The sequence below is a fragment of the Actinoplanes subtropicus genome (assembly GCF_000721705.1).
Taxonomy (GTDB): Bacteria; Actinomycetota; Actinomycetes; order Mycobacteriales; family Micromonosporaceae; genus Actinoplanes; species Actinoplanes subtropicus.
The window spans coordinates 147,145-167,421 of record NZ_JOJL01000010.1; the positions used below are offsets into that span (position 1 = coordinate 147,145).

The window sequence follows — 20,277 nt, forward strand, 5'->3', positions numbered from 1 at the left end:
CCCTTCAGCTGGTGCGTTTGGTGAGGGAGGACTGGAGGCGCTGCTGGGCCTGCTCGGTGATGACCGCGAAGACGATGACGGCGCCCTTGACCACGGACTGCCAGAAGGTGGAGACCCCCACCAGGACCAGGCCGTCGCTGAGGAAGCCGATGACGAAGGCGCCCATCACGGTGCCGATGACGGTCCCGCGGCCGCCGCTGAGCGCGGTGCCGCCGAGGACCGCCGCGGCGATCGCGTTCAGCTCGTAGGTGGTGGCGGTGTCCGGGTACGCCGCGCCCAGCTCCGAGGTGAGCAGCAGGCCGGCCAGGGCGGCGCAGGCCCCGGAGATGACGTACACGGCGATCTTGATGCGGTTGACCCGGATGCCGGCCAGGATCGCGGCCCGCTCGTTGCCGCCGACCGCGAAGATCCGCCGCCCGAACGGGGTCTTCGTGGTCACGACGATCGCGGCGGCCGCGACCACGATCATGATCCAGACCGCCACCGGGATGCCCAGCAGGCTGTCCACCCCGATGAAGTGAAATCCCTCGTTGCCGCGCGCCGGCGTACCGGAGAGATCGGGGTAGGTGCCGCCGTTGCTGTGCAGCTGGGCCAGGCCGCGCGCGACATAGAGCATGCCCAGCGTGGCGATGAACGGTGCCACCTTGAACCGGGTGATCACCAGGCCGTTGACGGCGCCGACCAGCGCGCCCACCGCGATCCCGATCAGGATGACCACGGCCGCCGAGAAGAAGACCGTGCCGCCCGGCACGTTCAGCCCCTTGAACAGCAGCCCGCCGGCGACCATGCCGGCCAGCCCGGCGATCGATCCGACCGACAGATCGATCCCGCCGGTGAGGATGACGAACGTGACGCCGATCGCGAGGATCGCGTTGATGGCCACGTGCTTGGTCATCAGGATCAGGTTGCTCTGCGTCAGGTACTCCGACGAGATCGCGCTGAAGAAGACCACAAGCAGCACGAGTACGACGAGAGTCCGCCCCCGCAGCAGCAGGAGCGCCGCCTTGGCCGGCGCGGGGTGGCGGGCCGGGCCCGGCGGCGGAGCGGCCGCACCGGTCGCGGGCGCGTCGACGTGCGTTTCGGTCATGCGGAGGCCTCCAGGACGCTCTCGGACGCGGAGGCGGTGACCAGCGCCTCTTCGGTGACGGTCTCGGCGGTGAACTCGGCGGTGATCCGGCCGCGGGCCATCACCAGCACCCGGTCGGCCATCGCGATCACCTCGGCCAGTTCGCTCGAGATGAACAGCACTCCGCAGCCGCGCGCCGCGAACTCGGCCATCAGCGCGGCGATCTGCGCCTTGGCGCCCACGTCGATGCCCCGGGTCGGCTCGTCGAGCAGCAGCACCACCGGCTCGGTCAGCAGAGCCCGGGCGAGCACGACCTTCTGCTGGTTGCCGCCGGAGAGCGCGGTCACCGCCGCCGACAGGCCCGGGATCCGGATGGCCAGATCAAGGACCTTTTCCGAGGCCGTACGCTGCTCGGCACCGCCGGAGAGAAGCCCGCCCCGGGTCAGGCGGGCCACGGTGGCGAGCAGGATGTTGTCGCGGACGGACATGGTCGGCACCAGGCCGTCGCGCTGCCGGTCCTCGGGGACCAGCGCCAGGCCGGCCGCCATCCGGGCCTGGACGGTGCCCTCGGTCTCCGGCCTCCCCTTGACGGTCACCGTGCCGGTAACCGCTTTCCGGGAACCCATCAGGCACTCGACCAGTTCGGTGCGGCCGGCGCCCATCAGGCCGTAGACGCCGACCACCTCGCCGGCCCGCACGGTGAGCGAGACGTCGTGCACCGGCACGGCGCCGGGCACGCTCAGATCCCGTACGTCCAAAAGGATTTCGCCGGTTTTCGAGCTGTTGCGGACGTAGAGCGAATCGGGATCGCGGCCGACCATCTGGCGCACGATCCAGCCGGTGTCGGTGCGGCTCATCGACTCGTGCGCGACCAGATCGCCGTCGCGGAAAACGGTTACCCAGTCGCCGATCCGGCGGAACTCGTCGAGCTTGTGCGAGATGTAGATGACGGTGACGTCCTGCTCGCGCAGGTCGGCCATCACGTCGAACAGGACGTCGACCTCGTGGCTGGAGAGCGCCGAGGTGGGCTCGTCCATGATGAGGACGCGGACCTCCTCGAGGAGCGCCCGGCCGATCTCGACCAGTTGCTGCTGGCCGATCGGGAGGTCGCCGACGATCGCATTCGGATCGAGTTGGTCCTGGCCGAGCCGTTTCAGCACCTCGTGGGCCCGGCGACGCTGCGCGCGCCGGTCCACGAAGCGCCGGCCGCGGCGCAGTTCCCGGCCGGCGAACATGTTCTCGGCGATCGACAGGTTGGGGAAGAGGCTCAGCTCCTGATGGATGATCCCGATGCCGCGGGCCTGGGCGTCGCGCGGGCTCGCCAGCACCACCGCCTCGCCGTCGAGGAGGATCTCACCACCGGTCGGCTGCTCGGCGCCGGAGAGAATCTTCATGAGCGTGGACTTGCCGGCGCCGTTCTCGCCGACCAGGACATTGACCTTTCCGCGGTACGCCGTGAAGGTCACCTCCTTGAGCGCCCGCACGCCGCCGTAGTTCTTGCTGATGCCGCGCGCCTCGAGCAGTCCCTCCGGAGGTCCGGCGCTCATGACAGGCTCAACTCGGTCGGGACGACGACCATGGTGCCGGGGCTGAGCGACGAGAACGCGCCGTAGAAGGCGACCTTCTTCCCCTTCGCGGCCCGCACGTCGACCTTGGCGATCACATCCGTCTTCACCTTGGCGTTGATCTGATTGGCCACGCCGGCGTAGTCGATCTGATTGGTGAAGTCGCCGAACGCGATGAATCCGACCGCGTCCCGGATCGCGGTGCCGGCGATGACCGGGCCGGTCGCGATGGTGACCTTCGTGTCGCCCACGATCACCGTCATCGGGCCGGTGGGCACCGACGTGTCGATCGCCGTGACCGTTCCCGATCCCTTGACCAGATACGCGTACGGGCTGCCGGTGCCGGACTGATGGCCGTACCGCTTGCCGGCCGCCGCGGGATCGTTCGCGATCGCTTCGGCCACCGTCGCGATGTCGACCGCCTTGTCGTGCACGGTCGGCACGATCCGCGCCGACCAGTTCTCCGCGACGTACGACCTCGGGTCGGCGCCGCCGCCCGCCTTGGCCACGGCGGCCTGGCCGTCCTTCTCGTAGACATAGACGCCCGGCACTTTCGAGCAGCCGGCCGTGAGCGCCGCCACGAGGGCGAGGACGGCGGTCCGGCGAACGGGAATGCGCATGCTGAATATCCATTCACTGGCGACTGGCCATGCACCTACTGTGTACGCTCGATGTCACGCTTGTCAACGGGGTGCGCCCGGGACTGTCGGCATCCGAAAGGGCGGCCGCGAGCTGTACCACGACGCACAGCCCGGAAGCGCCTCGCGGGCTTGCGTTGCAGCAAGCTCGCTGTGCTCGGCGGGGCGGCGGTTTGTGCGGTTGGGGAGCCGTCGTCGCGTACGGGAAAATTGCTGGAACCGAATCCCCTGGCCGCGGCATACCGGGGTGAATGGATATTCTTCCTAGTCGCACGCGACGCACGGGAGGATCACGGGTGGACGGCTACACCGCGGAGATCGCAACTGATCAGATCCGGCTGCTCACGAAGGTCGCGCGGATGTACCACGAGCGCGGGATGCGGCAGCCGCAGATCGCGCAGCAGCTGCACATCTCCCAGCCGCGCGTGTCGCGGCTGCTCAAGCGGGCGGTCGAGCTCGGCATCGTGCGCACCACGGTGATCGCGCCGCGCGGCGTGTATGCGGAGCTCGAGGAGCAGATCGAGCAGGCGTACGGGCTGACCGAGGTGATCGTCGCGGACACCGACGACCACGCCGACGAGGCGCAGGTGATCCGGGCACTCGGTGCGGCGGCGGCGGTCTATCTGGAGACCACGCTGATGGGCGCCGAGCGGATCGGGGTGTCGTCGTGGAGCTCGACGATCCTGGCCACGGTCGAGGCGATGCACCCGCGGCCGACGCCGGTCGCCGAGCAGGTGGTGCAGATGATCGGCGGGGTCGGCAACGTGACCGCGCAGACCCAGGCGACCCGGATCACCGGCCGGCTGGCCGCGCTGACCGGCGCGCAGGCGGTGTACCTGCAGGCGCCCGGCCTGCTCGCGTCCGGCGACATGCGGCAGATGTTCATTTCCGATCCGAACATCGAGCCGGTCCTGCGCGCCTGTGACGACCTGACGATGGCGCTGGTCGGGATCGGCAGCATCGAGCCGTCGCCGCTGCTGCGCGAGAGCGGCAACGCGGTGGCCGAAAATGAGCTGCCGGCGCTGCGCGCGGCCGGAGCGGTCGGGGATGTGTGCATCCGGTTCTTCGACTCGGACGGGCGGCACATCGATTCGGAGCTGGACGACCGGGTGCTCGGCATCGCGGCGGACACTTTGCGATCGATTCCGCGGCGGGTGGCGGTGGCCGGGGGCGCGCGGAAGAGCACGGCGATCCGGGCCGCTCTCCGGGGCGGCTGGGTGAACGTGCTGATCACCGACCTGCAGGTGGCCCGCGGGTTGATGGACCGGAGTTGACCGGCCGGCGATCGGTCGTTGATTTCGCGAGCGTCAGGACAGCACGGGGAACAGATCGGTGGAGGCGCGGCCGGTCGACGCCTCGATGAAGTCGATCGGGGGCGCGATGCGGGCGAGCACCTCGGCGGTGTGATCGAGCCCGCTCGCCGGGACCTCCGGGGTCTGGCCGAGGGCGTGCTGCACGTCGAGCAGGTGGATGGTCGCCTCGAGGATGCCGATGCTGACCGCCTCGGCGAGCGGCAGGACCGCGCGGCCGAAGTAGTCGACGGTGACCTCGCCGAGGCCGCGAGCGGTCGCGATCGCATTCGGCCCGGTCGTGGCGAACTGGTCGACGAGTTGCTCGATCGTGTACTTCCGCGCGTCGTCGCGACCATTGTCGGCGACTCGATCGCGCGTCGTGTTGGCGATCCCGTCCGGCACGTTGAACTCGGCGAGCAGCGCCGCGGCGGTGTCGTGGGTCGGCGCGGCGTCGGTGACCCGGCCGACGAGGATGGAGAAGCCGAACGGCCAGCCGGCCGAGTGCGCCCAGAGGGCCCGCAGGTCCCAGCCGTCGAGCCGGGTGGGCCGGCCCCAGTCGGCGTCGGTCAGATCCTTCCCGGTCGCGGCCCAGACCGACCAGAGCGCGTCCAGGGTGGTGAGGCGGTCATCGATGGACATTGCTCGACCTTAGCCACCCGGCCGGGCCGCGGGGAGGGGAACTGACCAGCCCGTTCCCGCCGATCCGCGGCGGCCTAGTCCACGAGCGAGTCGGAGGCGTGCCAGGAACGCCACAGCGCGGCGTATTCGCCGTTCGCGGCCACCAGCTCGTCGTGGCTGCCCAGCTCGGTGATCCGGCCGTCGCGCATCACCGCGACCGCGTCGGCGTCGTGCGCGGTCTGCAGCCGGTGGGCGATCGCGATGACCGTCCGCTCGTGCAGGACCGCGGCGAGGGCCCGTTCCGCCGTGCGCGCCGCGGTCGGGTCGAGCAGCGCGGTCGCCTCGTCGAGGATGACCGTGTGCGGGTCGGCCAGCACCACCCGGGCCAGCGCCAGTTGCTGCGCCTGCGCCCCGTCGAGCGGGTGTTCGCCCAGGTCGCGGTCGAGATCGTCGGCCCAGTCGGCGCCGACCGTAGCAAGCGCTTGGCGCAGCTGCTCGTCCGGCGCGGCGAGCATCAGGTTGTCCCGCAACGACTCGCGGAACACGTGGTGCTCCTGGGTGACCAGCACGACCTGGCGGCGCAACTCATCCGGCGGCAGATCGGCGATCGGCACCCCGCCCACCGTGACGGCGCCGGCGGTGGGCCGGTCGACGCCCGCGATCAGCCGGCCGAGGGTGGACTTGCCGGCGCCGGACAGGCCGACGATCGCGAGCCGCTCCCCCGGACGCACGGTCAGCGCGACGTCGTGCAACACATCACGACCGATTTCGTACGCGTACCGCACGCCCACGACCTCGATCCGATCGTCCTGTGGCTTCGCGGTCGCCACCGGCGGCGGAACGGGAACGGCGGCCAGCCCCTCGACGCGAGCGAAGGAGGCGCTGCTCGACTGCAATTGCTCGATCCAGATCAGCAGCGTGTCCAGCGGTCCGACCAGCTGCCGGAGGTAGAGCACGGCCGCGCCGACCGTGCCGAGGGTGACCTGTCCGTCGAGGTAGAGCAGGCCGCCGAGCAGCAGCACGAGCACGGCCGGCACCGCGTACGAGGTCTCCACCAGCGGAAAGAACACCGAGCGCAGGGCGAGGGTGGCCATCCGGGTGCGACGGGTCTCCTCGATCGCCGCGTGCCCGGCGTCGAGCCGGCGCCGCCGCAGGTCGAACGCCTCGACCGTGCGGGCGCCCTCGGTGGTGGCGGCCAGTTCGTCGGCGAGCCGGGAGTTCGCCGCGCCCTCGGCCAGATACGCGTCCCGGGCCCGGCGCAGGTACCAGCGGGTGACGAACCAGATGCCGGAGAGGCCGAGCACGCCGACGCCGCCGAGCAGCGGGTTGACCAGCAGCACCGCGCCGATGATGAAGAGCATCTGGACGATGCCGACGAGCAGGTTGGGCAGGATGTCGCGCAGCGTGGTGGCGACCGCGTCGATGTCGGTGGTGCCGCGCGCGGCCAGGTCGCCGGCCGGGACGCGTTCGATCACGGCGGCCGGCAGAGCGAGCGCCCGGCGCAGGTAGCCCTCGCGGATCCGCGCGGCGGTGCGCTCGCCGAAGCGGTACGCGATCGCCAGCGCGAAGCGGGACAGCACCATCTGGGCGATCGCGCAGGCGAGCACGCCGAGGGCGAGCCGGTTGACCCGGTCGTCGCCGCCGCCCGAGGTGACCGCGTCGATGACCCGGCCGAGCAGGAACGGTCCGCCGAGGGCGGCCAGCGCGGCCAGGGCGTTCAGCGTGACCATGGCGGCGACCGACGGGCGATCGGCGGCGAGCAGGCGCAGCGCGGCCCGCCCGACGGCCCGCTGATCGGCGACCGGCAGGGCGCCGCTCACGAGTCCTCCCCGAACACCCGGGTGACGAGCGACCGGTAGCCCGGCTCGGCGGCGAGCAGCTCGCGGTGCGTGCCGGTGGCGGCGACCCGGCCGTCGACCAGGTAATGCACCACGTCGGCCCGGTCCAGCAGCACCGGCGAGGTGGTGGCCACGACCGTGCCGCGGCCGGCCCGCGCCGCGCTGAGCCGCTCGGCGATCGCCGCCTCGGTGTGCGCGTCGACAGCCGAGGTCGGCTCGACGGTCAGCAACATCTCCGGGTCGGCGTAGACGGCACGGGCCAGCCGGACCCGTTGCCGCTGGCCGCCGGAGAGGTTGCGGCCGCCCCACTCGACCTCCCGATCGAGTTCGGTCGCGACGTCGTGGGCCACCGCGGTGGCGATCGCCGATCGCACTCGATCGTCGTCGGGGTCGTGCTTGCCGGCCACCACGTCGCGCAACGCGCCGGCGAACAGGTCGGCGTCCTGATCGGCGACCAGGATCCGATCGCGCACGGCCGGCTGGGCGAACTCCTCGAGCGGTCGGCCGCCCCAGGTGGCCCGGGTCGGACCGTATCGGCCCAGGCGGTCGACGATGGCGGCGGCGTCCTGCGGGCTGCTGCCGGCCAGGGCGGTGAGCCGGCCCGGCTCGGCGACGACACCCGAGTCGGGATCGATCAGCGCGGCCGGGACCTCGGCGGCCGGCGCCCCGGACGGGTCGTCCTCGGGAAGGCGAAGAAAATCGGTCACCCGCCGGGCGGCGACCAGGCCGTGGGTCACGTCGAAACCGCAGAAGATGAGCACATTCACCGGGATGACCAGCATCGCGGTGTATCCGTAGACCGCGATCAGTTGACCGACGGTGATCTCGCCGGACGCCGCGAGCCGCGCGGCCAGCCAGATGACCACGGCGAGGAACACCACGGGCAGCCCGTCGCCGAGCGCGCCGATCCAGCTCGACGGCCCACCCACCCGGTAGCCCTGGTCGCGCAGGGCCGCGGACTGCCGCTCGTACCGCTGCAAATGGGTTTGTTTCCCGCCGAGGCCGTTGAGGATGCGCAGCCCGCCCAGCGTGTCGACGAGGCGGCCGTTCAACGCGCCCTGCCGCGATCGGTAGCGGGACCCGGCGCGCTGGGTGCGGCGCAGCAGCGGCGCGACGATCAGCGCGAGCACGGGCACGCCGATCAGCACGACCACGGCGAGCTTCGGCGAAGTGCGATCGAGCAGGATCGCGACGATCGAACAGGCCAGCACGGCTGCCACGCCTATGCCGCCGACGTTCATCGCCCGGCCGATCGTCCACACGTCGGAGATACCGATCGTGACCACTTCGCCGGAGGTGACCCGCCTCGGCAACGCCGCGCCGAGCCGGGTCGCGTGCGTCATCACCAGATCGGCGGTACGCAGCGCGGCCGCCAGGCGCAGCTTGGTCATGCTGCGGTGCCGCATGATGCCCAGGCCCGCGCTCGCGATGCCGGTGACCAGAACCGCCGCCGACCAGAACAGCAGCGCCTCGACCCGGTGCGGGTGCAGGCCGCGATCGATCGCCTGCGAGATGAGGTACGGCGTGAACGCGAGGCTCAGAAACCAGAGCGATCCGAACATGGCGCCGAGCCCGACCCGTCCCTTGTGCTCCCGCGCCAGCCACCACAGAAAACTTGCCGGTCCCCGTGTCATCACCCAGTAATCCTGTCAAATCCCCCAAGCGAGTTTCGAAGCTCTTCCGGTGACCTAGATCGCCTTCGCCGCGGCTCGGGCTAGGTGCGGCAGTACAGGGCGTCCGGGGTGCGGGAGCTGCCGATCCGGCCGGTGTAGGCGATGCCGGCCGCGTACTCGCCCGGTGCGCACTGGCCCTTGTAGTTGCCGGTGGCGAAGTCGCCGCCGGGGTTGCCGGACGGCCGGTTGTCGCCGCGGTCGAACCACACCGTCCGGCCCGCGCCACTTCCGATCGCGGTGGCCGGGACCGCGCAGATCACGCTCGACATCGCGGCGCCGCGCACGGCGTAGCCGGCCAGGTAGTCGCCGGCCGGGCACTGCAGCTTGCGGTAGCCGGAGGCCCAGTCGGCGGTCACGAAGCGCTCGTCGGTGACCACCTGGTAGCCGGTCACCGTCGCGGTCACATCGGTGCACAGGCCGCGGTTGCCGGTGTGCGCGATCCCGGCGATGCGCTCACCGTCCGGGCAGGCGGCCTTGCGGGCGCCGGTGTCCCAGTCGGGCCGGTCGCGGAGCGTCGACGACTGGACGAAGTCGCCGTGATCGGGGCTGAGCATCTGCCACCGCCGTACCGGATCGATCACACCGGTGCGGCCGTCGCTGGCGATCAGCCGATTCCAGATGTCGGTGCGCCACGCGTCGCCGGTCGAGCGCTGACCGTTCCGATCCCAGAACAGCAGCGCCCAGTTGTTGCTGGCGCGCGTCTCCGACCAGCCCACCACCGGCCAGTACGCGAAATCGGCGTCGGCCCGGATCAGATAGTCGACGAAGTTGGAGAACCATTCGCGCTGTTTCGATCCGGCCGGGGAGCTGCCGTCCACGCCGAACTCGCTGATCCACAGCGGCGCGGTGAAGTGCTGCCCGGACTCGGCGGAGACGAAGAACGCCTCCTGGTAGAGCACGTTGTACAGATCATCCCGGCTGAGGTCGCGGTAGCGCGGGTCGCTGGTCTCGCCGATCCCGGTCGCGCCGCTGTGGTTCGGTCCGGTGTAGTCGTAGAAGTGGGCGGAATAGACCAGCTTCCCGGATTCCACCAAAGTGTGCGAAAGCGATCGCGCCGGGGTCAGCGTGGGCCGCCCGTGCGCGAAGCCGTCGACCGGGATCCCGGTCCAGTTGATCCCCTCGACGATGATCAGCAGGTTCGGGTTGGCCTCGCGCAGGATCCGGTCGCCGAGGTGCTGCGACGCCGCGAACCAGTCGTGCTCGTCGCCGCTTCCCCAGTTCGGGTCGTCCCACACGTCCCGGCGCACCTCGTTGTACAGGTCCGCGCCGACCACCAGCGGGTTGTCCCGGTAGCGGCGGACCATGGCCAGCCAGTTCTCCTCCCACTGGCCGGTGCTCTGGCTGGCGTTCCACCGCTCATTTCCGTCCACGCCGCAGCACCAGCGGGTCGTGTTGGTGTGGTTGTTCAGGATCACGGCGAGCCCCGCGCCGGTCAGTGCGGCGACTACCTCGTCGTACACCTGAAGTGGGGTCTTGCCGTTGAATTGGGGGTTGGCGGCGGCGCCGGTGACCGGTTTGGGGTCGGTGATCATCTCGTCGGAGAACGGCAGGCGCACGCTGTTGAGGCCGATCTCGCGGAAGCTCGACACGATCTGATCGATCGGGGCCCGATCGAGTCCGAGCGGGATGCGCCCCGAGTTCTCGCCGGCGTGGTGGTTGGCGTCGTCGTCGACGTCGCCCGAGCCGTTCCAGGTGCCGCTCGCGCCATGCCAGTTGCCGGACTTGAGCTTGAAGCGCACGCCGGTCGCGTCGACGATGTAGCGGCCACGAGTGCTCAACGGCGGCACGAAGCCGGCTTCACCGGTCGCGATCGCTCGCAACGCACCGGTCGCGGTCGTTCCCACGGCAGTCGCTCCGGCGCCGCCGGCCGTGTTCCGCGCGGCGAGGCCGACCCTCGGTGGCGGCGCGGCCTCGGCAAAGACCGGCACGCTCAGCGGGCCGGCAAGGACAAGCAGCAGGGGTACGAGGGACGCGCGCACGGCCATGATTCATCGACCTCCGCGCATATCTTGGCGTGCGGGCGGCGGAATTACCAGGATTGTTTACCGATGCGGCCGCGAGATCGGGCCGGCCGGACCGTTCACCAGGCCGGCCGGCCCCGTTCGCCAGGCAGCCCGGCCGCAACCAGGCACGGAAGCGACCGGACCACGTTCAGCGTCTCGCTCGGCGAGTATCTCGCCCAGCAAGTATCTTGCTCAGCTAGTATCTTGCTCAGCTAGTATCTTGCTCAGCTAGTATCTAGCTTGGCTAGTATCTTGCTCAGCTAGTATCTCGGCGGGCTAGTATCTCGCCGAGCGAGACAGTGGCGGCGGCAGCCGGGCGACGGGGGCCTGCCGCCGCGAGCAGGGGCCTATTCGGGTTTGACCGCTGCTCCGGAGTGGGCTTCCCGTCGCGCCGCCGGCTCGGACTGCGCGCCGGCGCCCGGGTCCTCTTGGTCGTCGTCGAGCATGGTGGACTCGTCGAAGGGCAGCTCCCCGGCCAGAACCAGTCCGGCCCGCTCGCGATCGATCTCCCCCGTCCAGGTGCCGATCAGCACCGTCGCCACCGCGTTGCCCGCGAAGTTGGTCAGGGCCCGCGCCTCCGACATGAACCGGTCGATGCCGACGATCAGCCCGACCCCGTCGACCAACTCCGGCCGGTGGCTCTGCAACCCGCCCGCCAGCGTCGCCAGCCCCGCGCCGGTCACCCCGGCCGCACCCTTGGACGCAATGATCATGAAGAGCAGCAGGGAGACCTGCTGGCCGATCGACAGCGGCTCGCCCATCGCCTCGGCGATGAACAGCGACGCCATCGTCAGGTAGATGGCCGTCCCGTCGAGGTTGAACGAGTAGCCGGTCGGCACCGTGATGCCGACGACCGGCTTGCTCACCCCGAGGTGCTCCATCTTGGCGATCAGCCGCGGGAACGCCGTCTCCGACGAGGACGTGGACAGGATCAGCAGGAATTCCCGGGCCAGGTACCGCAGCAGCAGGAGGATGTTGACCCGGGCGAAGGTCCACAGGATCGCGCCGAGCACCCCGAAGACGAAGATCGCGCAGGTCACGTAGAAGCCGAGCATGATCTGGGCCAGGCTCTTGAGCGCGTCCACCCCGGTGGCGCCGACCACGGCGGCCATCGCGCCGAACGCGCCGACCGGGGCCAGCCACATGATCATGGCGAGGATCTTGAAGACCAGGCGCTGGGTGACCTCGATCGCGCGCAGCACCGGCTCGCCGCGCCGGCCGAGCGCCTGCACGGCGAAGCCGACCAGCAGCGCCACCAGCAGCGCCTGCAGCACGTCGCCCGCGGTCAGCGCCGAGAACAGCGTCTTCGGAATGATCCCGAGCAGGTAGTCGGCGGTGCCCTCCTTGCCGGCGGTGCCGACCGCTTTCTGCCCGGCCGCGGCGACCGTGTCGTTCAGGTGCAGGCCCGATCCGGGGTGAATGATGTTGCCGACGATCAGACCGATCGCGAGCGCTACGGTCGACATGACCAGGAAATAACCGAGAGCCAGGCCGCCGACCCGGCCGACCTTGGCGGCCTGCCGAATCGATCCGACTCCGAGCACGATCGTGCAGAAGATGACCGGAGCGATCATCATCTGGATGAGTTGGACGAATCCGGACCCGATCGGCTTGAGCTGCACGCCGACGTGGGGGAAGAGCAGGCCGACCGCGATGCCGGCCAGCACGGCGACGATAACCGCCAGATAGAGGTAGTGGGTGCGGTCCCGCCGGACCCGCGGGGAGGGCGTCTGGGTCTCCATGACGCAGAATGTGTCCTACGTCTCACCGGGAGGGCACCATTGCGTTCATTTTGGTCGCTGACCGGAAACACTTGGCGCACCGGAAACACGGGGAGCACCGGAAACACGGGGAGCACCGGAAACAGGGAGAGCGCCGGTAACAGGTGGAGAACCGGAAACAGCTGGAGCATCGCCCGGCAACTGTTCGTCCTGCAGGTGCTGGTCGTCACGCTCCTGGTCGCCATCGGCACGGCCGGAGCCGTCCTGCTCGCGCACGCCGACGCCGAGGACGCCGCGATCGATCAGGTCAAGGGCATCGCCACCGCGGTCGCCCTCTCCCCCACGGTCGTCGCCGCGGTCCAAGGACCAGATCCGACCAAAATCCTTCAGCCGTACGCCGAATCGGTCCGCCGCACCACGCACACGACCTTCGTGGTCGTGATGGCGACCGATCGCACCCGATACACGCATCCGACCGTGTCGTTGATCGGCCAGCCCTTCGTCGGCAGGATCGACACCGCCCTGCGCGGTGGCATCGTCGTCGAGACCCACAGGGGCTCGCTGGGTGAGTCGGTACGAACGGTCGTTCCGGTACGCGACCAGTCCGGCAAGGTGATCGCCCTGGTCTCGGTCGGCATCATCACCGCCGCCATCAACCAGAAACTGCTCAGCCGGACCCCCGCCGTCCTGCTCGCGACCGCCCTCGGCCTGCTGCTGGCCGCGGCCGGCTCCGGGCTGCTCAGCCGACGGCTGCGGCGGCAGACGCACGGCCTGGGCCCGGCCGAGATGACCAGGATGTACGAGTACCACGACGCCGTCCTGCACTCGGTCCGCGAGGGCCTGGTCGTGGTCGACCGCGCCGGCCGGGTGACCCTGGTCAACGACGAGGCCCGCCGCCTGCTCGACCTGCCCGACGACGCGCCGGCGACCACCCTCGAACTCCCCCGCGAGGTCGCCGCCCTGCTCGCCACCAGCACGACGCCCGCGGCGGCTCCCGGAAACGATCGCGCCGACGACCAGCCCGTCCTGGTGGGTGACCGCGTCCTGGTCGCCAACCAGCGCGAGATCCGCTCCCAGGGCCAGGCCATCGGTTCCGTGCTGACCCTGCGCGACCACACCGAACTGCGCGCGCTCACCGGCGAGCTCGATTCGGTCCGCGGCCTGACCGAGGCGCTGCGGGCCCAGGCCCACGAGGCCGCCAACCGCCTGCACACCGTCGTCACCATGGTCGAGCTGGGCCGCAAGGACGAGGCGCTCCGGCTGGCCACCGCCGAGCTCGCCGTCGCTCAGCAGCTCACCGACCAGGTGATGGGTGCCCTCGACGAGCCGGCCCTGGCCGCCCTGCTGCTCGGGAAGTCGGCGCAGGCCGCGGAGCGCGGCGTCCAGCTGATCGTGGATGATGCGTCCCGGCTCGACGGCGAGCGGCTGCCCAGCCGTGATCTGCTGACCGTGGTCGGCAACCTGGTGGACAACGCGCTCGAGGCGGTGGCCGGCACCGACCCGCCGCGGACCGTGACCGTGCTGGTGGTCGAGGAGGACGGCGAGGTGCTGGTGCAGGTCAGCGACAACGGCCCGGGCATGCCGGAGCACGACGTCGCCGCGGCGTTCCAGCGCGGCTGGTCGACGAAGGAGAACGGCCGCGGGGTCGGCCTGTCGCTGGTGCGCCAGGTGGCCGAGCGGCACGGCGGCACGTACGCGGTGACCGGGCGGACGGGCGGCGGGGCCGTCGTCACGATCCGGATTCCGGTGCGCGCATGACCGCCGTCCGGGTGCTGGTGGTCGAGGACGATCGGCTGATCGCGGAGGCGCATGCCGCGTACACGGGAAAGGTTGATGGTTTTGACGTCGTGGCGGTGGCGCACACCGCTCAGCAAGCGATGGCCACCCTCCGGTCGACTCCGGTCGACCTGATCCTGCTCGATCTGAACCTGCCGGACATGAACGGACTCGAGCTGACCCGATCGCTGCGGGCCGCCGGGATCGGCACCGACGTTCTGGTGGTCACCTCGGCGCGCGACCTCGCCGTGGTGCGATCGGCGGTATCGCTCGGGGTCACCCACTACCTGCTCAAACCATTCACGTTCGCGACGTTCCGCGAAAAACTGCTCGGATACGCTCGCTACCGCAGCCAACTCCAGGGCGCCGAGCCGGTGGCCGCACAGCACGAGATCGATCGGGCGTTCGCGGCGTTGCGCGGCGGCTCGCTGCCGAAGGGGCTCGATCAGTCCACGCTCGATCTCGTCCTCGGCGTGTTGCGAGCGAACGAGACCGGCTTGTCGGCGGCCGAGGTCGCCGCTCGGATGGGCGCGTCCCGGGTGACCGCTCGCCGCTACCTCGAACACCTCGCCGAGACCGGCCGGGTCGCGCGCAGCCCGAGATACGGCGGCCCGGGCCGCCCCGAGGTCGAATACCGCCGCCTCCGATGAGTCGAGCACGGTCCTATGGCAAGTTGGACACCAACAACCGCGAGGCGAAGGGGACCCCGACCATGCCCGACTACGACGTGATCGTGCTGGGCGGCGGCGCCCCCGGCGAGCACTGTGTCGGCGACCTCGTCGACGGCGGCCTGCGGGTCGCGGTCGTCGAGCAGCGCCTGGTGGGCGGCGAGTGCTCGTATTTCGCCTGCATCCCCTCCAAGACCCTGCTGCGACCGGGCGAGGCCGTGCACGAGGCCCGGGAGGCCGCCGCGACCGCCGAGGTCGACGTCCAGGCCGCCCTCGCCTGGCGCGACTTCATGGTGTCCGACTACAACGACGCCGGCGCGGCCCGCTGGCTGACCGACAACAACGTCGATCTGATCCGCGGCCACGGGCGGCTGGCCGGCCCGGGCGCGGTCGAGGTCGACGGCGCGCGCTACACGGCCCGGCACGTCGTGCTGGCCACCGGCTCCGACCCCGCGATCCCGCCGGTCCCGGGCCTGGCCGAACTGGACGGCGTGTGGACCAATCGCGAGGCCACCGCGATGAAGGAGGTGCCGCGGCGGCTGCTGGTGCTCGGCGGCGGCCCGGTCGGGGTGGAGCTGGCCCAGGCGGTGCGCCGCTTCGGCGGCGAGGTGGTGCTGGTGCAGACCGGCGCCCACCTGCTCCCCCGCGAGCCGGCCGCGCTCGGCGACGCCCTGGCCGAGGTGCTGCGCCGGGACGGCATCGAGATCATTCTTGACGTACGGGCGACCGCCGCCCGCCAGGACGGCGAGGATTACGTGCTAGTCCTCGACGACGGCCGGGAGCTGCGCGGCGACCGCCTGCTGGTGGCCACCGGCCGCAGGATCCGGGTGGACGACCTCGGCCTGGAGACGGTCGGCGTCACCGGCGGCCCGCGGGGCATCCCGACGGACGCCCGGCTGCGCGCCGCCGAGAACCTCTGGGTGATCGGCGACGCCACGGGGCAGTTCCTGCTCACCCACGTCGGCAAGTACCAGGGCGAGGTGGTCGCGTCGAACATCCTCGGCGAGGTGCGCGAGGCCAACTACGACGCCGTTCCGCGGGTGGTCTACACCGATCCGCAGGCCGCCGCGGTGGGCGCGACCGAGGCGCCGTACGTCGGCACCGCCCCGCTCAACCAGATCGCCAAGACCGAGACGTACACCCGCGAGTACGCCTCGTCGAACGGCTTCCTCACCCTGCTCAGCGACGGCGAGGTGCTGACCGGGGCGTACGCGTTCGGGCCGGAGGCCGGCGAATGGCTGCAGCAGGCGACCGTGGCGATCCGCGCGCGCGTGCCGCTCGACGTGCTGCGCGACACCATCCAGCCGTTCCCGACGTTCTCCGAGATCTTCGTGAACGCCCTCAAGGCGCTGCGATCCGAGATCAAATAGGTGAAGGGTGGGGCCCGCCCGGTGGGCCCCACCCCCGTCCGAGCGTCAGCTACCGGTGACGGTGACCGTCGGCGCGGTGTTGCTGCCGCTGTAGGTGCCCTGGAAGCCGAACGACACCGACGCGCCGGCCGGGATCGAGGCGTTCCAGCTCACCGGCGTGGCCGAGGCCGAGGCGCCGGACTGGGTCACCGTGGCGTTCCAGGCGTTGGTGATCTTCTGGCTGCCGCCGTACGTCCAGGTGGCCGTCCAGGTCTTCACCGCGGCGGTGCCGTTGTTCTTGACCGTGACCGTGGCGACGAACCCGCTGCCCCAGTCCGAGTCGATGTGGTACGTAGCGGCCAGCGTGCCGGTCCCGCCGCCGCCCGCCTGCGTGGTCGCGCTGACCGCGGCCGACGCCGCCGACTGGTTGTTGGCCGCGTCCCGGGCCTTCACCGTGTACGAGTACGCCGTGCTGGCCGTCAGCCCCGTGTCGGTGTAGGTCGTCGTGGTCGACGTGCCGACCTGGGTGCCGCCGCGGAAGATCAGGTACCCGGTGACCGCCGTGTCGTCGGTGGACGCCGTCCAGGACAGGCTCACCGTGCTCGAGGTCGTGCCGCTGACGGTCAGGCCGGTCGGCGTGCTCGGCGGGGTGGTGTCGCCGGTGCCCGTGCCGCCGGTGCCGAACAGCTCCGAGTACACCGCGAAGGCCATCGCGATGTCGGCCTGCGCCCAGAACCGGTGGTACGTGAAGGACGGCGCCGCGCCGCCGTTCAGGTACGCCTGCACCTTGGCGTAGTCGGGGTCGCTCTGGTAGAACGACCGGATCGAGATGAACGTCGAGCTGGAGTTGATCGTGTCGCCGTTCGGCATCTTGCCGGTCCAGCCGGAGGGCACGTAGACCGCGTCGTCGAACCGGTTGTAGTCGGTGCGGGTCTCGGCGATCGCGATGCCCTTGCTGTCGGCGTGCGCCGAGAGGGCGTCCAGCAGGTTCTTGCCCAGCGTCTGCGCGGCCGTGTTGCTCGCCGCCTTCGCGTAGTAGAGCAGGGCCTTGACCAGGCCGCCGGCCACGCCGACGTCGGTGCCCGACTCGGCCACCGTGACGTGCAGGCTCGCGTTGGCGCCCGGGCTCGACGGGTTCCAGGTGTCCGGCTGGCCCGTCCAGCTCAGCGTGGACGGGATCGAGAAGGTGCCGCCGGTGCCGACCGTGACATGCGCCGAGACCCAGCTGACCCACTTGTCGAGGATCGGCTTGATCTTGGCGTCCTTGGTCAGGTAGTAGTACTCGGCCCAGCGCTCCATGCCCCAGACCTGCATGCCGAACCAGTTGTTCGAGGGCGGGTCGTGGTAGACCGGCTCCCAGTCGTACGCCATGCCGTAGAAGGTCGGCGTGCCCGCGGGCGGGGTGCCGTACTGGCCGTCCCAGCTGTTCGTGCAGCCGCCGGCGATGCCGCCGTCCGGGGACTGCAGCCACTGCAGGAACTCGATCTGCCGGGAGAGGCTGGTCGCCCAGTCCGACTTGCCGGTCGAGCTCTTCGGCGCGATCGCCGACTCGGTGGACAGCGCGTACGCGGCCACCGGGTTCTGGTAGCCGTGGTGCGCCGAACCGTCGCCGATACGCCAGGCCCAGCCGCCGCCCGGCTCCGCGCCGCCCCACGCGTAGTACCAGCCGAGCAGGTAGTGCTGCGAGTTGCGGCCGCTGCCGGCGGCACAGGTGGAGGCGCCGACGCAGTTGCCGATCTTCTTGAAGTACTTGTCGAACATCGCGTACCGCAGGTAGTCGCCCATCTTGGCGGCCTTCGCGACGGACGCGGAGATGGCGCTCGCGTTGCCCTGCGCCGAGGCCCACCGGTACGCCCAGTAGGCGGCCTGCACGGCGCGCGCGTCGGCGTCCGGCGCGTTGGTGTACTTCCACTGCTTCGAGTACGACGAGTCCTTGACGAACAGGTCGAGGTAACCGTTCGTGCCGCCGTACTTCATCAGGTCGGTGCACGGCTGCGGGATGGTCTCCCAGACCGACTCCTGCGAGCCGCGCTGGTAGCTGTTGATGTAGCACGGGCCGGGCGCGCTCGGGCCGTTCTCGGCGCCGGTGCCGGCCGTGTTGCCGTAGCCGTAGACGTTGTCCACGTCGATCAGCCAGTGCATGCCGTAGATGTCGGAGGTCCCGTACGCCGAGGACAGCTCGCCGGCGATCGGGTCGGCACCCACCGCCACCGAGGTGTCGATCGGGCTCGGGTACTTCGACGGGTCCGGCCACTCCGGGATGTACGACGCCGGAGCGCTGGCCTTGTACGACGAGTTGGTCGGCTGGTCGGTCGAGGTGGGGATGATGTACTTCTCGGCGGCCGCCCACGCGTTGTTGAACGGTGCCCAGTCCCCGGTCACCCGGCCGTAGGTCGCCTCGAGCCACATCCAGTAGCTGAACGCCTCCGAGGTCGACTCGTGGCCGTGGTCGGGGGCCTCGACCATGAGCTTCTCGACCGAGTGGTAGGGCACTCCCGCCGAGCTGAAGTAGCCGCTCGCGGACGCCTTGATCTTGTTGTACTGATCCAGGAACTTCTGCCCGTACTCGTCGACGGCGGCGGCCGCGGCGGAGGTGGATCCCGTCGCGGCCTCGGCAATCCGCGGGGTGACAGTTGCAGCGACGATCGCACCGCCCACGGCGGTCACGAAGCCTCTGCGGGACAACGGAGCCATGCAGTCCTCCTAGCGAGGGGGAGCAGCCACCCACGGCGGCGACGGCAACGGGGTCACCACGGGCGGCGTGAGGAACCAGGTCCGAAACATCTCGGTAATATCGAGGTGCATCGTTACATGGGAGCGCTCCCAAGAACAAGGCCAAACCCAGATCAACTTCCAGGCGAACGTACGAGGCTCAGCCCGGCCCCCGCCTGCCCGGGCGATCTCGCTGCCGTCCCGGCCCCGTGCCGCCCGCATCCGGGCTCAGCTGCAACTCAGGCGGGCCCATCCAGGCGAAACACCGGCTGCCTCCCGCCGCTCAAGAAGCGCGGGTCAGGCGGGCTACCGCCCGCTGCCGCAGCGCGAAGGCCTCCTTCGCGGCGTCGCGCAGCCGGGCGACCAGCGGCGAGCGCGAGCGGCGGGCCCACGGGACCGGAACTTCCGTCGTGCCGTATTTCTGTTTGTACGAATTGCCGCCGACGAAGTCGAACTCCGTTACGCCGCGTCCGCGGGCCCATCGCAATGCGTGCCAGATCAATGCCTCATTGGGGCGCAGGTGCTGGTCGGGCCGATAACTCGCGCCGCCCCAGAAATACATGGTGCGGTGGTACCAGGGCAGCACCGCCGTGGCGATGCACCGGCCGCCGGGCTCGCGGGCGCGGAGCAGCAGCAAGTGGCCGGCCGGTTCGAGGTGGCGGATCAGCGCGCGGACCCGGTCGATCGAATAGGTGGGCACGAGATTCTGTTTGGCGAAAACGTCGCGCAATTGATCGTAGAAATCTGCGGCGAACGACGGGTCGCCGTGCACCTCCTCAATGACGACGCCGGATTTTCCCGCCTTACGGATGTTCCGGCGGCAGGCCGGCGCCATCGCCCCGAACAACTGGTCCTCGGTCGGCTCGAGGGAGATCACCGCGGTCGGCGCGGCGTCCCACCGGAAGCCGAGGCCCGCCAGGTCGGCCGCCACGAACGACCGGTCGCGGATCTCCACGTGCGCGCAGCCGAGCGTGCCGAACGCGTACGGCAGCAGGGCCTCGAGCGCCGCCCGCCGGGACACCCCCGGCCGCAGGTTGAAGCCCTGGTACGACGTGGTCCAGCCGGCCATCGGGCTGCCCAGGATCCGCAAGCCGAACCGTTTGGTGACCAGCCCGGTGAAGTGGCCGACCACCTCCTCGCCGTCGTGCACGGTGGCCAGCACGGGCGTCGCGCCCTGCGCCTCGGCGACGAACGCCAGCCACTGCGGAGTATGGAAGATCAGCCGGTCGGCGAAGGAGGAGCGGTCGCGCCACAGCGCCGCGGACGGTGGGGCCGGTCGTAACGCCAGCATGTGATCCCCTGGGAGAAAATGGTCCGACAGCCGGATGATGCGCCACCGTAAACCAATTAAGCAAGGG

14 protein-coding genes are annotated in these 20,277 nt (G+C 70.5%); 4 read left to right on the plus strand and 10 right to left on the minus strand.

The window, feature by feature from the left end; all coding sequences use genetic code 11:
* Nucleotides 1-4: 4 nt before the first annotated feature.
* From IH26_RS0115970 to IH26_RS0115980, 3 genes are read right to left on the minus strand one after another with little or no spacing between them, the layout of a single operon-like run.
* The gene (locus IH26_RS0115970; protein ID WP_030436983.1) at nucleotides 5-1,087 is read right to left on the minus strand and encodes an ABC transporter permease; all 1,083 of its coding nucleotides are present in this window, start codon (nucleotides 1,085-1,087) and stop codon (nucleotides 5-7) included.
* Nucleotides 1,084-2,613 carry a sugar ABC transporter ATP-binding protein gene (locus IH26_RS0115975; protein WP_030436984.1) on the minus strand — a complete coding sequence of 510 codons (1,530 nt, stop codon included), beginning with the start codon at nucleotides 2,611-2,613 and terminating at the stop codon, nucleotides 1,084-1,086. The genes IH26_RS0115970 and IH26_RS0115975 overlap by 4 nt, the downstream gene beginning before the upstream one ends.
* Nucleotides 2,610-3,251: a DUF2291 family protein gene (locus IH26_RS0115980; RefSeq protein ID WP_051808185.1), complete on the minus strand. Its 642-nt coding sequence runs from the start codon at nucleotides 3,249-3,251 to the stop codon at nucleotides 2,610-2,612. Before IH26_RS0115980 ends, IH26_RS0115975 begins: the two co-directional genes overlap by 4 nt.
* A gap of 314 nt (nucleotides 3,252-3,565) precedes the next feature.
* Between IH26_RS0115980 and IH26_RS0115985 the strand changes: the two genes are divergently transcribed.
* Entirely contained in the window at nucleotides 3,566-4,543 is a 978-nt protein-coding gene (locus IH26_RS0115985) for a sugar-binding transcriptional regulator (protein ID WP_030436986.1), read from the plus strand.
* A 33-nt stretch (nucleotides 4,544-4,576) separates the two neighbouring features.
* Here IH26_RS0115985 and IH26_RS53585 read toward each other — a convergent pair whose 3' ends face one another.
* The 5 genes from IH26_RS53585 to IH26_RS0116010 form a co-directional block, all read right to left on the minus strand.
* Nucleotides 4,577-5,200, minus strand: a complete 624-nt coding sequence (locus tag IH26_RS53585; RefSeq protein ID WP_034215293.1) for a maleylpyruvate isomerase N-terminal domain-containing protein — start codon at nucleotides 5,198-5,200, stop codon at nucleotides 4,577-4,579.
* A gap of 74 nt (nucleotides 5,201-5,274) precedes the next feature.
* Nucleotides 5,275-6,999 carry an ABC transporter ATP-binding protein gene (locus IH26_RS0115995; protein ID WP_030436987.1) on the minus strand — a complete coding sequence of 575 codons (1,725 nt, stop codon included), beginning with the start codon at nucleotides 6,997-6,999 and terminating at the stop codon, nucleotides 5,275-5,277.
* Nucleotides 6,996-8,579: an ABC transporter ATP-binding protein gene (locus tag IH26_RS0116000; protein WP_211268660.1), complete on the minus strand. Its 1,584-nt coding sequence runs from the start codon at nucleotides 8,577-8,579 to the stop codon at nucleotides 6,996-6,998. The genes IH26_RS0115995 and IH26_RS0116000 overlap by 4 nt, the downstream gene beginning before the upstream one ends.
* 152 nt (nucleotides 8,580-8,731) lie before the next feature.
* Nucleotides 8,732-10,675, minus strand: coding sequence for a glycoside hydrolase family 5 protein (locus tag IH26_RS0116005; protein ID WP_030436989.1), 1,944 nt, complete (start codon nucleotides 10,673-10,675; stop codon nucleotides 8,732-8,734).
* A gap of 365 nt (nucleotides 10,676-11,040) precedes the next feature.
* A complete protein-coding gene (locus tag IH26_RS0116010) occupies nucleotides 11,041-12,435 on the minus strand; it encodes a cation:dicarboxylate symporter family transporter (protein WP_030436990.1) in 1,395 nt (464 codons plus the stop codon).
* 195 nt (nucleotides 12,436-12,630) lie between these two features.
* Between IH26_RS0116010 and IH26_RS0116015 the strand changes: the two genes are divergently transcribed.
* From IH26_RS0116015 to IH26_RS0116025, 3 genes are read left to right on the plus strand one after another with little or no spacing between them, the layout of a single operon-like run.
* Entirely contained in the window at nucleotides 12,631-14,172 is a 1,542-nt protein-coding gene (locus IH26_RS0116015; RefSeq protein WP_245665221.1) for a sensor histidine kinase, read from the plus strand.
* On the plus strand, nucleotides 14,169-14,840 hold the full coding sequence (locus IH26_RS0116020; RefSeq protein WP_030436992.1) for a response regulator: 672 nt from the start codon (nucleotides 14,169-14,171) through the stop codon (nucleotides 14,838-14,840). Before IH26_RS0116015 ends, IH26_RS0116020 begins: the two co-directional genes overlap by 4 nt.
* Entirely contained in the window at nucleotides 14,837-16,228 is a 1,392-nt protein-coding gene (locus IH26_RS0116025; RefSeq protein WP_245665223.1) for a dihydrolipoyl dehydrogenase family protein, read from the plus strand. The genes IH26_RS0116020 and IH26_RS0116025 overlap by 4 nt, the downstream gene beginning before the upstream one ends.
* Nucleotides 16,229-16,273: 45 nt before the next feature.
* Here the strand turns inward: IH26_RS0116025 and IH26_RS0116030 are convergent, their stop codons facing one another.
* The gene (locus IH26_RS0116030) at nucleotides 16,274-18,901 is read right to left on the minus strand and encodes a glycoside hydrolase family 48 protein (protein WP_030436994.1); all 2,628 of its coding nucleotides are present in this window, start codon (nucleotides 18,899-18,901) and stop codon (nucleotides 16,274-16,276) included.
* A 301-nt stretch (nucleotides 18,902-19,202) separates the two neighbouring features.
* Nucleotides 19,203-20,210 carry a lipid II:glycine glycyltransferase FemX gene (locus IH26_RS0116035; RefSeq protein WP_030436995.1) on the minus strand — a complete coding sequence of 336 codons (1,008 nt, stop codon included), beginning with the start codon at nucleotides 20,208-20,210 and terminating at the stop codon, nucleotides 19,203-19,205.
* Nucleotides 20,211-20,277 lie beyond the last annotated feature (67 nt).